Source organism: Streptomyces sp. NPDC002817, from assembly GCF_053592055.1.
Genome location: NZ_JBSFUY010000046.1, coordinates 41669 through 57421, shown reverse-complemented (window position 1 = coordinate 57421; position 15753 = coordinate 41669). Strand labels below are relative to the sequence as shown.

The following is a 15753-nucleotide window of genomic DNA, read 5'->3' as shown; positions in this document are numbered from 1 at the left end:
GTGGACCGTCGGGTCTGTCCCGCCGCACGCAGGCCGGGCGCCGGCTCGGTTCGGGGTAGGGCAGACGTCCGCTGCGTGGGTTGGCCGTCCCGATCCCCCACCCACCCGCAGTCGGCTCCGCCTCTTGACGCCGGTCCAGGTATTTCAGCCCGTCCGGCGTTTGAGGACGAGGCCCTTCGGGCCGATGGGGGTTCAGGGGGCGGAGCCCCCTGGGGGCGGGGTCGAAGGGGCGGCACGCCCCTGGAGGACGGGGCGGGTAGGGGCGGCGGGGGCGAAAACAGCCCGGCCCGGCGTCAGGCAGCGACCCGGACGACGACGTACACGAAGAGCCCGCCCAGCGTCAGCCCGCCCGGCACACCGACCACCCGGAACACGGTGTCGCGGACCGGCGACCTCAACCGCCCGCGGAACACCGCGAGCACACCGCCGGTCAGCACGGTGAGACCCCCCAGCGTGACGGTCGACCACCCGGAGACCGCGGCGGGACCGACCGTTTCCACCGGACCGACGGGGAGCACCCGGACGGACGTAGGCCTCCCCAACGGCAGCCGCGTGTCCACGGAGGCGTACCGCAACGGCCGGCGCGCGACGACCAGGTTCCCCCCACAGGCGACGTAGGGGCTCTTGCCGGTTCTGACCACCGCACAGCTCGTCGCGGTGAACACGGCACGCTGCCCCACGAGTCCGAGAGCCCCCGCGAGCAGGTAGCCGCCCCCGAGGAACGGCAGCAGACCGAGGACCACGACGAAGAAGACCGCGGTGAGCCTCCCGGTCCGCGGAGGGCGCGGACGCGCCGGGCGGGCAGGTCCCTGTGGAGGTCCCGGCACGGCCCCCTGGCGCGGTGTCCTCTGGCGCGGGCGCCGTCTCTTCCTGGACCCCTTGCCCACCGCACCCTCCCCTGACCGCGACGACCGTGACCGTCCGCCGCGACGATCCTCCTCGGACGGACAGGCACCGCGGGCACGAGCGGAGAGGCTCTCGGCAGATCCTTACCGAGCGCCGCACGCCGCACCGACAACGCCTTCTCCATTGAGGACAGAACCTGACCGCAAGGGTCCGTAACTTCGTAGGTGTCAGGCAGAGCCAGCTGACCCCGACGACAAGACGAAAGGCGGCCGGTCATGGTCACTCACGTGCGAGCCGAGGCCCACGGCGACGAGCGCGGCGCACTGCTCTCCTTCCTCGCCGAACAGCGCGGCGGCATCCGCCGGGCCCTCCTCGGACTGACCGACGAACAGGCGTCCGGCAGGCCCAGCGCGAGCGAACTGTCCCTGGCGGGCCTGCTCAAGCACGTCGCCGAGGTCGAACAGGGCTGGGTCGCACGGGCCAAGGGTGAGGCGCCGGCGGTGAAGCGGGACGAGTCGAACTGGCACGAGTGTTTCCTGCTGGTCGACGGCGAGACCGTGGAGCAGCAGTTGGCGTACTGGGAGAAGGTCGCCGACGAGACGGAGGCGTTCATCCGCGCGGTGCCCAGCCTCGACGACACCTTCCCGCTCCCGAACGAACCCTGGTTCCCGCCGGACGAGTCGGTCTCCATGCGCTGGCTGGTTCTGCACCTGATCCGCGAGACGGCCCGGCACGCGGGGCACGCCGACATCATCCGCGAGTCCCTCGACGGGAAGACGGCCTTCGAGCTGGTGGGACTGGCGCGGAGCTGAGGTCATAACCTGGACGGCATGTCAACGATCCGTCTCCTCGTGCTGGCCGCGGTGCGCCAGCACGGGCGGGCCCACGGCTATCAGGTGCGCAACGACCTGGAGTACTGGGGCGCACACGAGTGGTCCAACGCCAAGCCCGGCTCGATCTACCACGCCCTGAAGCAGATGGCCAAGCAGGGACTGCTGTACGCGCACGAGATCGCACCGTCCACCGCGGGCGGACCGCCGCGCACGGAGTACGAGATCACCGAGACCGGCACCGAGGAGTACCTCGGTCTGGTGCGCGAGGCACTGACCTCGTACGACCAGAAGATGGACATGAAGTCGGCGGCCATCGGCTGCATGGTCGACCTCCCGCGCGCCGAGGCGGTGGCCCTCCTCAAGGAGCGCACGCGGAGGATCGAGGAGTGGCGCTCGGCCGTCACCGAGCACTACATCCCGGAAGAGGGCCCGGGGCAGCTCGGCCACATCGGCGAGATCATGAACCTCTGGGTGCACACGGCCGACGCGGAGGCCGAGTGGACCCAGGGGCTGATCTCCCGGATCGAGGGCGGCGCCTACACCTTCGCGGAGGAGGGCGAGCGGTTCGTCGGGGTGCTCGCCGAGGACCAGGAGAACCCGTACGCGACAGGGGAGCGGCATCCGGAGGACGCCCGCTAATCAAGTTTGACTAACTGAGGTCGGGGTATTAGCTTCGAGCTGGTAGTCAAGTTTGACTAGCGAAGGAGTCTCAGTGGCCGACGCGGCGATCACCGTCGAAGGGGCACGCAAGAAGTACGGCGGCGGCACCACCGCAAAGAACGCACTGGACGGCCTCGACCTGGAGGTCGGGCGAGGCACGGTGCACGGAGTGCTCGGGCCGAACGGCGCGGGCAAGACCACCCTGGTCCGCATCCTGTCCACCCTGCTCCGGCCGGACGCGGGCCGTATCGAGGTGGCCGGCCACGACGTCGTACGGCAGGCGCACGAGGTGCGTTTCCGCATCGGCCTGCTCGGCCAGCACGCGGCGCTCGACGAGGAACTCGGCGGCCGGCAGAACCTGGAGATGTTCGGCCGCCTCTACCACCTGGGCGCCCGCCGGGCACGCGCGCGTGCCGACGAACTCCTGGAGCGCTTCGACCTGGCCGGCACCGGCCGCAAACCGGTCCGCGCCTACAGCGGAGGCATGCGCCGCCGCCTGGACCTCGCGGCCTCCCTGATCACCGAGCCGGAGGTGCTCTTCCTGGACGAACCCACCACCGGCCTCGACCCGCGCGGCCGCGCCGAGGTGTGGTCCGCGGTCCGCACCCTCGTCGGCGGCGGTACGACGGTCCTGCTGACCACGCAGTACCTGGACGAGGCCGACCAGCTCGCCGACCGCATCTCGGTCGTCGACGTCGGCCGGGTGATCGCCGACGGCACGCCGGACGAACTGAAGGCACTGACGGGCGGCGACCGCATCGACGTCGTACTGCGCGACGAGGGCCAACTGGGCGCGGCGGTGGCCCTGTTGCCGCTGCGCGGGGCGGGAGTCTCGGTCGACCCCGACCGCCGGCTGCTCAGCGCCCCGGTCACCGACCGGATGGCGGCGCTCTCCGGGGTCGTACGGGCGCTGGAGGAGGCCGGGATCGAGGCGGAGGACGTGGCGCTGCGGCGGCCGACGCTGGACGAGGTGTTCCTGCACCTCACGGACGGGGACCGCCGAGCGAAGGAGGCCGCATGAGTACGTACGCGCTGACCGACTCCTGGACCATGACCCGGCGTGAACTCGCCCACTGGGCACGGCAGCCGGTGCAGGTCCTGGTCGGGCTGGTCTTCCCCGTGATGCTCCTGCTGATGTTCGCCTATCTGGTCGGCGGCGGCCGGGGCGTGAGCGGTGACTACGTCGACTACCTGGTCCCCGGCATGCTCGCGCTCACCATGGCCTTCGGCCTGGAGGGCACGATGCTCTCCGTCACCCAGGACCTCAACAAGGGCGTCATCGACCGGTTCCGCGCGATGCCCATGGCCAACGGGGCGGTGCTGGTGGGGCGTTCGGTGGCCGACATGCTCCAGTCGGCGCTGGGCCTGGCGGTGATGATCGGCGTCGCCTGCGCGCTCGGCTGGCGTGCGCACGGCGGTGTGTCCGGCTTCCTCGGCGCCGTCGGCCTCCTGCTGCTGTTCCGCTTCGCCATGCTCTGGATCGGCATCCACCTGGCGATGGTCGCGGGCAAGCCGGAGATGGTGCAGGCCGTGCAGATCCTGGTCTGGCCGGTGGGCTTCCTGTCCAACGCCTTCGCCACGCCCCAGTCCATGCCGGGCTGGCTGGGGACGGTCGTGGAGTGGAACCCGATGTCCCAGACGGCCACGGCGGTACGGGAGTTGTTCGGCGGGCCGGGCGGTGAGCCGGGGCATGTGTGGGCGGCCGTGGTGTGGCCGGTGGCGCTGATGGCGGTGTTCTTTCCGCTGGCGGTACGGCGGTTCGGGGCGCTGAGCAAGTAGTCCGGGCGGTCGGCGGGCCGCACGGAAAGTCGTCATGAGGAAGTGGGAACCCCGGCGCGGCGAGCGGTGTACCAGAGATGTCGGTGCATCGCGGACCGGGATCGGGGGACGACATGGAGTGGGTCAGGGGAAGGGCGGCGGTCGCCGTGGCCGTCGTGCTGGGCTTGCTGGCCGTCATGGCGGCGTGCACCCGGACGGACTCGGGCGGGCGGGTCTCCGCTTCTCGGGCGGCGGTGCCCGCCCGCATCCCGTCGGGGGCCGAACTGCCCGGAGGCGCGGTCGATGTCGGGTTCGCCGCGGACGGCAGCGGGTTCGCGTTGCTCGCGGAGTGCGGGAAGACCCGGTGCGTGCAGAGGATCGCCGTGCTGGAGAAGGGCGCCGGGGCCTGGAGGCTGGCGACCTCGCCGCTCCCGGACGTGACGGGCGACCTCGGCATCACCGCCGGACTCGTCGTCCTCGGCCCCGGCCGCGCGCTGATCACCGAGGGCAAGTGGCCGCCGCCGGAGCGCACTTGGTTCACCGGCGACGCAGGGGGCAGCTGGCGAGCGGCGACCACCGAGCCGACGGGCACCACGACGACCGTCCCCGAAGGCGGGGTCCTGGTCGAGAACTGCTCACGGCCCGACGAGGAGGGCAACGGATGCGCCCGGTCCCGTCTGGTGGCGGTGCTGCCCGACACGGGGGAGTACCGGATTCTGGCCCACCAGCCTCCGCTGAAGGGGGTCGTGATCCCGGCAGGTCACATCGGCGCCCGGCTCTACACCTACGGCCTCGACCCGCGCTCCGGCAACCCCGCACTCGCCGTGAGCGAGGACCGGGGCAAGAGCTGGCGTACGTCCGCGATGCCCGCCGGGCCGAAGGGCTGGAGCATGACCGTGGTGACCGACGGCTCGGTGCTCTACGCCGCCCACCACGGCCAGCTGCCCGACGAGGACGACGTGAAGAACGGCCTGCTCGCGATCGGCCGCAGCACCGACGGCGGCCACACCTGGGAGCAGGTCTGGAAGCACCGCAAGGGAGCCGAGCCCCGCTCGATCCTCGGTGCCCCGATCGCCGCCACCGACGGCAGCCTCACGATCCACGGCGAGGACGACGTCTGGCGCAGTACCGATGACGGCCGTTCCTTCAGCCGCGCCGGAGGCAGGGGACCGCAGGGCTGGGTGACCACGACCCCGCTCGGCTATCTGTGGGGCGACAGCTTCGGCGCCGGGAGGTACCGCATATCCGCCGACGGGGTCCACTGGACGACCTTCGACCTGGGCGACGGAACCTGACCGGCTCAGTGGTGGAACCCGGTCGCCGCCTCCTTGTCCCGGGTCAGCGGATGAGACTGGCGGCGCAGCTCCGGCAGCAGCCGGCTCAGGTCCTCCACGAACAGCTCGGCGAGATCGGCCGAGAAGCCGTTGCGGCACACCACCCGCAGCACGGACAGGTCCTCCCGGTTCGGCGGGAAGGTGTACGCCGGGACCAGCCAGCCGCTCTCCCGCAGTCGCCGGGACACGTCGAAGACGTCGTAGGCCGTCACGTCGTGGCCGGTCGTGAAGGCGAAGACCGGCAGCTGGTCGCCCCGGGTCAGCAGCCGGAAGTCGCCGAGCGCCTCCACCCGTTCGGCGAGGCTCAGGGCCACGTCCCGGGTGGACTGCTGCACGGCGCGGTAGCCCTCGCGGCCCAGCCTCAGGAAGGTGTAGTACTGCGCGACGACCTGGGCGCCGGGCCGGGAGAAGTTGAGGGCGAAGGTCGGCATGTCGCCACCCAGGTAGTTGACGCGGAAGACGAGTTCCTCGGGCAGGGCCTCCTTGTCGCGCCACAGTGCCCAGCCGACGCCCGGGTAGACGAGCCCGTACTTGTGCCCCGAGGTGTTGATGGAGGCGACCCTCGGCAGCCGGAAGTCCCAGGCCAGTTCCGGGTCGAGGAAGGGAGCGACCATGGCGCCGGACGCGCCGTCGACATGCACGGGGATGTCGAGGCCGGTCCGTTCCTGGAGTTCGTCGAGGGCGGCGCAGAGCTCGGTGATCGGTTCGTAGGAGCCGTCGAAGGTGGAGCCGAGGATGCCGACGACACCGATGGTGTTCTCGTCGCACAGTGCGGCGGCGGCCTGCGGGTCGAGGTGGAAGCGGTCGCCCTCCATGGGGACGAGGCGGGGCTCGACCTCCCAGAAGTTGCAGAACTTGTCCCAGCAGACCTGGACGTTGACCCCCATGACGAGATTGGGCCGGGCACCGGGCGCGGGGTTCCGCTTGCTCCACCGCCGTTTGAACGCCATCCCGGCGAGCATGCACGCCTCGCTGGAGCCGGTTGTCGAACAGCCCACGGCGGCCGACGGATCGGGGGCGTTCCACAGGTCGGCGAGCATCGCCACACAGCGCCGCTCCAGTTCGGCGGTGCGCGGGTACTCGTCCTTGTCGATCATGTTCTTGTCCCGGCACTCGCCCATCAGGACCCCGGCCTGCGGTTCCATCCAGGTGGTGACGAAGGTGGCGAGGTTGAGGCGGGAGTTGCCGTCCAGCATCAGTTCGTCGTGGACGAGCTGGTACGCGGTCGAGGGCGGCAGGGGGGCGTCCGGGAGCCGGTGCTTGGGCGGGGCCTCGGTCATACCGGCGACCGGGTTCGCCTCGCCGAAGAAGGGGTTGACGGACAGGGGGTTCTCGTCGGGCGTTTCGGGGCCTTGGTGCAGCGGCATCGATCGACTCCTCAGGGGTGGGATTCAGCGGACCGGGGTTCCGTCTGCGCGCAGTTGCATCTGGGGGCGGCCGGTCACCAGCAGCCAGGCGGGCAGCGAGGCGATGCACAGCAGGGCGATGATCGCAGGCGAGGCCACCAGTACGGCGGCGGTGAAGAGGCTCACCCAGCCCTGCCGGGTGATGGCGAGCAGCATGCCCAGTACCCCGGCGGCGACACCGAGCGCGGGATGGACACCGGGCACCAGGGCATGGGCACACAGCCCGAAGGCGACGCCCACGAACACGGCCGGGAAGATCCGCCCGCCGCGGAAGCCGCAGGACGCGGCGACGAGCAGCGCGGCCAGCTTGACCACCGCCATCGTGGCGAACTCCCCGGCCGACCAGCCGTCGGGGTCGGCCGCGATCTCCCCGACCTCGTCCAGCCCCTTGAAGAGGGTGAGGTGACCGCCGAGCGCCCCCAGCAGCCCCAGCACGAGCCCGCCGGCGGGCAGCGCGAGCATCGGATGGCGCAGTCGCGCGAAGCCGCCGTGGACGTAGGGGAAGGCTCGGACGGCGCACATGCCGAGCAGCGCGGCGGCGGACGCGATCACCACCACCGCCAGCAGATCGCCCCAGCCGGGCCGCCCGAGCGCGGGCAGATGCAGATCGAAGGTCGGATGGGCCACCAGGGTGGTCGTCACGGCGCCCGCGGCGGCGGCGGCGAGCGGCGCGAAGACGTTGTCCCACAGGGCCCCCTTGAGCTGCCGCCCCGCCAGCGCCTCGGAGATGAGGAGCGCCGCCGCAACCGGGGTGCCGAACAGCGCGCCGATCGTCGCCGCCTCCGCCAGCGCCGCCCACAGTCCGCCCGGCAGCCGGGGGAGCAGCCGGCGGCCCAGCCAGAAGGCGAGCGCGACGTTCACGGCGATGATCGGGTTCTCCGGTCCGAGGCTTGGTCCGCCCGCGAGCATGAGCGCGGTCGCCAGCAGCAGCCCGGGCAGCACGGCGGGCGGCAGGACGGGAGCGTTCAGGCCCATGGTGGCCGGGTCGGGGCCGGCGTGCCCCGGCACCTTCCACACCACGAGGCCGACCACCACACCGGTGGCGGTGAGCATGACGATCGTCCACAGCACGGAGTACCGGCCGACTCCCAGGGCGTCGGGCAGATTCCGCCACAGCACGTGCTGGAGCGCCTCGGCCGCGGCGCTCACTCCGAGAAGGAGCAGACTCGCGCCCACGCCCACGACGAGAGCGGGGAGGATCAAGGGCAGGAGCGCGCGAGCCGGGGCTGCCGTTGCCTGCTGCGCGGTGTCCTGGGCCACGGGCTCACGATAAACGGACAAAACCGGCACGACATCCGGAGCGCCCGGTGCGGGACCCGAGGCGGAACGGGCTTGCACCTCACGTGGCGTGAGGCCTCAGCGTGGAGGACGTACAGAGAAGGGAGCGGACGAAGTGAGCTATTCCGTAGGGCAGGTCGCCGGTTTCGCCGGAGTGACGGTGCGCACGCTGCACCACTACGACGACATCGGACTGCTCGCCCCCAGCGAGCGCAGCCACGCGGGCCACCGGCGCTACAGCGACGCCGACCTCGACCGGCTGCAACAGATCCTGTTCTACCGGGAGCTCGGCTTCCCGCTCGACGAGGTCGCCGCCCTGCTCGACGATCCGGCCGCGGACCCGCGCGCCCACCTGCGCCGCCAGCACGAGCTGCTGACCGCCCGGATCGAGAAGCTGCGGAAGATGGCGGCGGCCGTGGAGCAGGCCATGGAGGCACGGAAGATGGGCATCAACCTCACACCCGAGGAGCGGTTCGAGGTCTTCGGCGACAAGGACCCGGAGCAGTACGCCGAGGAGGCGGAGGAGCGCTGGGGCGGCACGGAGGCGTACGCCGAGTCACAGCGCCGCGCCGCGGGCTACACCAAGGACGACTGGAAACGCATGCAGGCCGAAGTGGCCGACTGGAGCGAGCGCTACAGCGGCCTGATGGCAGCCGGTGACCCGCCGGCGTCCGAGGCGGCCATGGACATGGCCGAGGAGCACCGGCAGCACATCTGCGGCTGGTTCTACGAGTGCCCGTACGACATGCACCGGTCCCTGGGCGAGATGTACGTGTCCGACGAGCGCTTCAAGGCGTTCTACGAATCCATGCGCCCCGGTCTCGCCGAGCACCTGAGGGCCGCGATCGACGCGAACGCGGCCCGGCACACCTCCTGAGGTCCCGGCCCGGGAGGAAGAGGCCTACTCCCGGGTCAGGATCACCGCCGTCCCGTACGCGCACACCTCGGTGCCGACGTCCGCCGCCTCGGTCACGTCGAAGCGGAACGCCAGTACCCCGTTCGCACCCCGCGCGCGTGCCTGCTCGACGAGCCGCTCCATGGCCTGGTTGCGGGTCTGCACGAGCGTCTTGGTGAGCCCCTTGAGCTCACCGCCGACCATCGACTTCAGCCCCGCCCCGATCTGGCTCCCCAGATGCCGGGAGCGGACCGTCAACCCGAACACCTCACCAAGTACCTCCTGCACCCGGTAGCCGGGTGCGTCGTTCGTCGTCACGACCAGCACGTCCGGCTGGGGTCCCTGACCGCCGCCGTACTCTTCGATACCCATGCCCCACAGCTTTGTCCCAGCGGGCGCACAGTGCATCCTGGGAGACCGCATGGAACCTGGGTTGTGACGGCTGCGTTGATACTTTTGGGCAGCCAGCCCCAGCCCGTCTCCCAGTACCAGGAGCCACAGACCCGTGACCACGCTCGCGCTCGCCCCCGAGTGGCTCAGTCCGAACTATCTGATCGAGACGTTCAGCCTGCCAGGCATCCTGCTGATCGTCTTCGCCGAGTCGGGTCTGTTCGCGTTCCTGCCCGGCGACTCCCTGCTGTTCACGGCGGGTCTCTTCGTGGCCCAGGGCGAGTACATCAGCCAGCCGCTGTGGCTGGTCTGCTTCCTGATCGTGGTGGCGGCCGTCGTCGGTGACCAGGTCGGCTACATGATCGGAAAGTTCTTCGGGCCCAAGCTCTTCAACCGTCCCAACTCCAAGCTCTTCAAGCAGGAGAACCTGGACAAGGCCCACGAGTTCATGGAGAAGTACGGCCCCAAGGCGATCGTCCTGGCCCGCTTCGTGCCGATCGTGCGCACCTTCGCCCCCATCGTGGCGGGCGCAGGCCGTATGAAGTACCGCACGTTCCTCACGTACAACGTCATCGGTGGTATCGCCTGGGGCACCGGCGTCACCCTCGCGGGTTACTGGCTCGGCCAGATCGACGTCATCCACAAGAACGTCGAGGCGATCCTCGTCCTCATCGTCTTCGTCTCGGTCGTCCCGATCATCATCGAGTACCTCCGCGAGCGCTCCAAGAAGAAGAAGGCGGCAGCCGAGGCCCCGGCCCCCCAGGCCTACCAGCCCCCGCCGATGGACGACGCGACGACCCAGCTCCGCCGCATCCCGTCGGACGACGAGCAGCACCAGCAGCAGTACGGCAACCAGAACGACCAGGGCTACGGCCAGCAGGGCCACCAGGGCCAGCAGCAGTACGGCTACGACCAGTACTACGCCCCGCAGCCCCAGCAACAGCAGCAGCCGTACGCCCAGCAGTACCCCCAGGGATACGGCGACCAGCAGCAGTACGACGGTCGGCAGAACCAGCAGTACCCGCCCAACCAGGGCTACTGAGGCGCCCGTTCAGGGGCGCCGACCCAGCTCTCGGGCGCTCAGAACCCACGCGTCCGCTTCGCCGCCCTGCGCCCCGAAGCAGCCCCACCCGGAACGCGCAGGAACAGCCGCGAGATCTCCGACCCGAGGTTGACCCCGATGGCGATGGCCATGGCGAGTGACGCCGCCGTGGCCAACGACACCAGGCCCTTGTCCACGTCGTTCTGCGCGATGGACAGCAGCCCGAAGTACGTGGCGGAGCCCGGCAGAAGAGGCCCGATCGCGGCCGTCGTATAGGGCAACGCCGAAGCGAACCGGTACCGCGACAGCATCTGCCCGAACAGCCCCACCAGCCCCGCCGCCACCGCCGTGGAGGCGACCGGGGAGATGTCGCCGACGTAGTACATCGCGCCGTAGACCGACCATGCGACCCCACCGTTGAGGGTCACCGCCAGCACGGTCGAGCGCTCCTGCTGCAACAGCACCGCGAACGTCAGCGACAGCAGCATTGCCGCCCCGATCTGCCACAGCGGCCGCTCCTCGATGACCAGAGCGACATCGGGGTTCAGTTCGGCGCCCAGCGTCACCCCGAAGTAGAGGATGAGCAGCACTCCCACGACGATGCCGACGAAGAAGTACATCACCTCCAGCAGCCGCGCCGACGCGGTGATGTAGAAGCCGGTCAGCCCGTCCTGCACGCCCGCCACCAGTGCCCGCCCCGGCAGCAGCGCGAACAGCCCACCGGTGATGACCGCGGAGGCCTTCACATCGATGTCGGCCAGCGTCAGCGCGATCCCTATGGCGGCCGGCGGCATCGCGGCCACCGTGAACTGGTAGAACTCCGGCAGCCCGCGCCCCGCGCACAGCCATGCAAGCCGGTCGCCGAGCATCGCTCCCAGCGCGGCCGCGACGAACACGATCAGATCACCGCCGACGAGCACCGAGGCCGCACCGGCGAGCAGCCCGCTCGCCCCGGTCAGCACCCAGCCCGGGTACGGGTGCCGGTTGCGGCGGATCTCGGCGAGCCGCCGGTAGGACTCCTCCAGGGAGATCGCCGTCTCGGGGTCGCTGAGGTCGTCCACCAGGTGGAAGACGGCCGCGAGCCGGGTGTAGTCGGTGCCGCGCCGCCGGACCGTCCGGGACGCGGTGACCGGATCGTCGACCAGCGACGGCTGGTACGAGATCGACAGCAGGGTGAAGGTGACGTTCGGCTCGCAGCGGTCGAGGCCGTAGGACCGGCAGACGGCGAACATCGCCGCCTCCACGTCCTCCGCGCCCTCACCGCCCGCGAGCAGCAGCTCGCCGATACGCAGCGTCATGTCGAGCACGCGCGGGACGGCCGGCCCCACTTCTTCGGCCTTCGCCGCCGACTCCGGAGCGGGCCGCTCGGCCACCGGCATCCGCAGCATCGTGCGCATCCGGTCCTGCCAGGGCACGTCCTTGGTCAGACTCACCACCGGTATGCCGGTCGCCGGGGTGAACGCGGGCGCCTGCTTGGCGCTGTAGGTGCGCGGCGTGTTGAACGCCGACCCCTCGGACTCGGCCGAGGGCACCTGCGGGACGTCCAGACCGTCGGGGACGGCGAACTCGCTCGTCGTCTCCGGTTCCGTGCCGCCTCTGGGCATCGCGAGCCCCTGCGGGATCGCGAACTCGGACGTGATCTCGGGGTCGTAGACACTCCTCGCCTCGTCCGACTGCGGCTTGCGGTCCTCCGCTTCCGTCACTCACAGCTCCTGTGTACGCACCTCCGGTTCGCACCAGTATGCGCACAGACACACAGCGGGCCGCACGCGTGTGCGTGCGGCCCGCTGGACATCAGGAGGCTCAGTGGCCGCCGGACTCCTTGAAGCGCTTGTACGACCGCTCGATCTCGACCTCGGCGTCGACCCGGCCGACCCAGTTGGCGCCCTCTACGGACTTGCCGGGCTCCAGGTCCTTGTAGACCTCGAAGAAGTGCTGGATCTCCAGGCGGTCGAACTCGGAGACGTGGTGGATGTCACGCAGGTGCTCCTGGCGCGGATCCGTCGCCGGCACGCACAGCAGCTTGTCGTCACCGCCGGCCTCGTCCGTCATCCGGAACATGCCGATCGCGCGGCACTTGATGAGGCAGCCCGGGAACGTCGGCTCGTCAAGAATGACCAGCGCGTCCAGCGGGTCGCCGTCCTCGCCGAGGGTGTTCTCGACGAAGCCGTAGTCGGTCGGGTAGGCGGTCGAGGTGAAGAGTCGACGGTCCAGGCGGATCCGACCGGTCTCGTGGTCCACCTCGTACTTGTTCCGCGAACCCTTCGGAATCTCGATCGTGACGTCGAACTCCACCGGTGGCTCCTCCATGATCAACACATAGTTCTGGTGGTTAAGTGTCCCTCACGCAGGTGTGTGATCGCGAAAGGGGCTGGTGGTCGTGCCTGAACTGAGGCCTTGGCGGGCTGCGAGACCGCATGTGGCGCGGGTCGCGAACGCCGTGCGACCCCGTCTGGCACAGGCCGCGACCGCCGCGAAACCACGGGTCGCGCGACTCGGCCGAACCATGTCGGTGCAGGTCACCAAGGTGCGGACCTGGCATTACACGGCCGGAGCCGCCACCGCGGGACTGGCACTGACCGCCGTCGTGGTGACGGCAGCCGGCCCCTGGGACTCCTCCGGTCAGCGTACGGCCGAGCGGGACCGGGCCGCCGCCCAGGAGCGCACGGGTGGCGCAGATCACGATCGCGATTCCGGTACGACGGAAGCGGCGCCCAAGCCCGCCCCCAGCGCCGCCTCCGTCCTCACCGGCCTCGGCGGCGCCGGCAGCACGGTGAAGTCGGCGCCGAACGGACCGGCCCTCGCGGACGTGCTGGGCCCGCTCCTGAAGGACGCGGCGCTCGGCAGCAGCCGTGCGGCCGAGGTCGTCGACATCGCCACCGGCAAGCGGCTCTACGGCACCGGTGTGGGCACCGCCCTCACCCCCGCCTCCACGACGAAGATCGCCACCGCGGTGGCCGCCCTGTCCTCGATGGGCGCCGACCACCGACTCACCACGCGCGCGGACCTGGAACCCGACACCAAGGAACTCGTCCTCGTCGGCGGCGGCGACCCCACGCTGACGGCCCGCAAGGACGCCGACGGCGCGGCGAGCCTGCGCGACCTGGCCACCAGGACCGCCGAGGCGCTGAAGAAGGACGACGTACGGAAGGTCACCCTCTCGTACGACACGACCCTGTACGCAGGCTCCGGGATCCACCCGATCGGCGCCGACAACGACAACCTCGCCCCGGTCAGCGCCCTGATGGCCGACGAGGGCCGCACGGACGACAGCACCAGCGGCACGGCGGTCCGAGTGGAGAACCCCGCGCAGGACGCGGCCCGCAAGTTCGCCGGCTTCCTGGGGGAGGCCGGTATCAAGACCACGTCGCCCGGCCCCTCCAAGGCGACGAGCCGCGCGAAGACGCTCGCCGAGGTTTCCTCCCCGCCCCTGTCCGCCCTGGTCGAGCGCATGCTGACCAACAGCGACAACGACATCGCGGAGGCCCTGGCCCGCCAGACGGCCGTGGCGGCGAAGGCACGCGCCGACTTCGAGGGCGGTGGCGAGGCGATCCGGGCGCAGCTGAAGAAGCTCGAACTCCCGGTCTCCGGCGTCTCCTTCAAGGACGGCAGCGGCCTGAACCGCGAGGACAGACTGACGGCGGACCTGCTGACGGCCCTCCTGGTGAAGGCGGGCGACCCGGCTCACCCCGAGCTCCGCCCCGTCCTCACCGGTCTTCCGATCGCAGGCTTCACCGGCACTCTGAGCACCCGTTACACGGACGGCGCGGCCGGCGTCGTACGAGCCAAGACTGGCACGCTGACCGGCGTGAACACCCTGGCGGGAACCGTGGTCGACCAGGACGGCCGCCTGCTGGCGTTCGCCTTCCTCGCGTCGAACACGACGAGCAAGGACGCGGCACAGTCGGCGCTGGACCGGACGGCCACGGCGTTGGCGGCGTGCGGCTGCCGTTGACCGAGGGCGCCGACACCGACGTACAACCGTCTCCGTCGGCACACCCGTCCCGGACGATCTCACAGCGCACGCCAGCCGCAACCGACCTCTGTGGCCTGCCCCAAGCGGGAACGCTCACGTACGGTTGACGCATGACGAGCATCGGTGGTGCCGAGATGGTCGACTGGAATCTCGCGGTGGCGACCGCGACCCGGCTCGTGCGGCCGGGCCCGGAGGTGAGCCGCGACGAGGCCAGGGCCGTCGTCGCCGAGCTGCGCAAGCACGCCAGGGCCTCGGAGGAACACGTCCGCGGCTTCACTCGAATGGGTACCGAGGAGACCCACGACACCCCGCTCCTCGTCGTGGACCGCCCGGGCTGGGTCAAGGCGAACGTCGCTGGCTTCCGGGAACTCCTGAAGCCGTTGCTCGACAAGATGCAGGAACGGCGCGGCAGCACTCCGGGCGGTGCGGTCCTCGGCGCCGTCGGCGGCAAGGTGACCGGCGTCGAACTCGGGATGCTGCTGTCCTTCCTGGCCTCCCGTGTCCTCGGCCAGTACGAGACCTTCGCCCCGGCCACCCGCGAACTCCCGGCCGGCGCCAACGGCGGCGGCCGCCTCCTGCTGGTCGCGCCGAACATCGTGCACGTGGAGCGCGAACTCGACGTACAGCCCCACGACTTCCGCCTGTGGGTGACCCTGCACGAGGAGACGCACCGCACGCAGTTCACCGCCGTGCCCTGGCTGCGGGACCACCTGGAGGGCGAGATCCAGTCGTTCTTGGGGGAGACCGAGGTCGACCCCATGACCGTCCTGGAACGCATCCGGGAAGCCGCGCAGTCGCTTGCCGGCGGGCGCCCCGAGGGCGAGGAGGAGGACGGCGGACGGTCGTTGGTGGAGATCGTGCAGACGCCCGCCCAGCGGGAGATCCTCGGTCGCCTCACCGCCGTGATGTCCCTCCTGGAGGGGCACGCCGACTTCGTGATGGACGGAGTGGGTCCAGAAGTCGTACCGACCGTCCAGGAGATCCGCGAGAAGTTCCAGCAGCGTCGCGCCAAGGGCGCCTCCCGCCTGGACATGGCCCTGCGCAAGCTGCTCGGACTGGATGCCAAACTCAGGCAGTACCGCGACGGCGAACGCTTCGTACGCGCTGTCGTCAACGAGGTCGGCATGGACGGCTTCAACCGCGTGTGGACCTCCCCCAACACCCTCCCGACGAAGACGGAGATCGCCAAACCGGCGGACTGGATCGCGCGGGTGCACCGCAAGGCCGAGTCGTGAGCCCCGCGGAAGGGTCGTGAAAGAAAACCGGCCGACGGCAGTCGAACGCCCCTTCAATCACCCGTCCGAGGGACCGTGAGGCCTGGGTAGGCGTGCAATG

At 70.6% G+C, this 15753-nt stretch carries 15 protein-coding genes; 9 read left to right on the top strand and 6 right to left on the bottom strand.

The window, feature by feature from the left end; all coding sequences use genetic code 11:
* Positions 1–293: 293 nt before the first annotated feature.
* Positions 294–827: a hypothetical protein gene (locus tag ACWD3I_RS44715; protein ID WP_365404386.1), complete on the bottom strand. Its 534-nt coding sequence runs from the start codon at positions 825–827 to the stop codon at positions 294–296.
* A gap of 294 nt (positions 828–1121) precedes the next feature.
* Between ACWD3I_RS44715 and ACWD3I_RS44710 the strand changes: the two genes are divergently transcribed.
* From ACWD3I_RS44710 to ACWD3I_RS44690, 5 genes are all read left to right on the top strand, one after another.
* A complete protein-coding gene (locus tag ACWD3I_RS44710) occupies positions 1122–1658 on the top strand; it encodes a DinB family protein (RefSeq protein WP_365404389.1) in 537 nt (178 codons plus the stop codon).
* Between the two features lie 18 nt (positions 1659–1676).
* A complete protein-coding gene (locus ACWD3I_RS44705; RefSeq protein ID WP_365404393.1) occupies positions 1677–2318 on the top strand; it encodes a PadR family transcriptional regulator in 642 nt (213 codons plus the stop codon).
* Between the two features lie 73 nt (positions 2319–2391).
* Positions 2392–3360, top strand: coding sequence for an ATP-binding cassette domain-containing protein (locus ACWD3I_RS44700; protein ID WP_365404396.1), 969 nt, complete (start codon positions 2392–2394; stop codon positions 3358–3360).
* A complete protein-coding gene (locus ACWD3I_RS44695; RefSeq protein ID WP_365404399.1) occupies positions 3357–4118 on the top strand; it encodes an ABC transporter permease in 762 nt (253 codons plus the stop codon). Before ACWD3I_RS44700 ends, ACWD3I_RS44695 begins: the two co-directional genes overlap by 4 nt.
* A gap of 113 nt (positions 4119–4231) precedes the next feature.
* Positions 4232–5392: a WD40/YVTN/BNR-like repeat-containing protein gene (locus ACWD3I_RS44690; RefSeq protein ID WP_365404402.1), complete on the top strand. Its 1161-nt coding sequence runs from the start codon at positions 4232–4234 to the stop codon at positions 5390–5392.
* Positions 5393–5397: 5 nt separating this feature from the next.
* Here the strand turns inward: ACWD3I_RS44690 and ACWD3I_RS44685 are convergent, their stop codons facing one another.
* Positions 5398–6798 carry a glutamate decarboxylase gene (locus tag ACWD3I_RS44685; RefSeq protein ID WP_365404405.1) on the bottom strand — a complete coding sequence of 467 codons (1401 nt, stop codon included), beginning with the start codon at positions 6796–6798 and terminating at the stop codon, positions 5398–5400.
* Between the two features lie 24 nt (positions 6799–6822).
* Positions 6823–8097 (bottom strand): ion channel protein, encoded by a 1275-nt coding sequence (locus tag ACWD3I_RS44680; protein ID WP_365404408.1) that lies wholly within the window; start codon positions 8095–8097, stop codon positions 6823–6825.
* Between the two features lie 133 nt (positions 8098–8230).
* Here ACWD3I_RS44680 and ACWD3I_RS44675 point away from each other — a divergent pair, with 133 nt between their 5' ends.
* Complete coding sequence (locus ACWD3I_RS44675; protein ID WP_365404411.1) at positions 8231–8992, top strand: MerR family transcriptional regulator; 762 nt, start codon at positions 8231–8233, stop codon at positions 8990–8992.
* A gap of 24 nt (positions 8993–9016) precedes the next feature.
* Here ACWD3I_RS44675 and ACWD3I_RS44670 read toward each other — a convergent pair whose 3' ends face one another.
* On the bottom strand, positions 9017–9382 hold the full coding sequence (locus ACWD3I_RS44670) for a YbjQ family protein (RefSeq protein ID WP_365404413.1): 366 nt from the start codon (positions 9380–9382) through the stop codon (positions 9017–9019).
* 133 nt (positions 9383–9515) lie between these two features.
* On the opposite strand from ACWD3I_RS44670, the gene ACWD3I_RS44665 reads away from it, so the two are divergent.
* Positions 9516–10442, top strand: coding sequence for a DedA family protein (locus ACWD3I_RS44665; RefSeq protein ID WP_365404416.1), 927 nt, complete (start codon positions 9516–9518; stop codon positions 10440–10442).
* Positions 10443–10480: 38 nt separating this feature from the next.
* On the opposite strand, the gene ACWD3I_RS44660 is transcribed toward ACWD3I_RS44665, so the two are convergent.
* Entirely contained in the window at positions 10481–12145 is a 1665-nt protein-coding gene (locus ACWD3I_RS44660; protein WP_365404419.1) for a threonine/serine exporter family protein, read from the bottom strand.
* Positions 12146–12245: 100 nt separating this feature from the next.
* Positions 12246–12737, bottom strand: a complete 492-nt coding sequence (locus ACWD3I_RS44655) for an inorganic diphosphatase (RefSeq protein ID WP_046260371.1) — start codon at positions 12735–12737, stop codon at positions 12246–12248.
* Positions 12738–12816: 79 nt separating this feature from the next.
* Between ACWD3I_RS44655 and dacB the strand changes: the two genes are divergently transcribed.
* Positions 12817–14397, top strand: coding sequence for a D-alanyl-D-alanine carboxypeptidase/D-alanyl-D-alanine endopeptidase (gene dacB / locus ACWD3I_RS44650; RefSeq protein WP_365404422.1), 1581 nt, complete (start codon positions 12817–12819; stop codon positions 14395–14397).
* A 131-nt stretch (positions 14398–14528) separates the two neighbouring features.
* Entirely contained in the window at positions 14529–15653 is a 1125-nt protein-coding gene (locus ACWD3I_RS44645; protein WP_365404425.1) for a zinc-dependent metalloprotease, read from the top strand.
* The last annotated feature ends 100 nt before the right edge of the window (positions 15654–15753 follow it).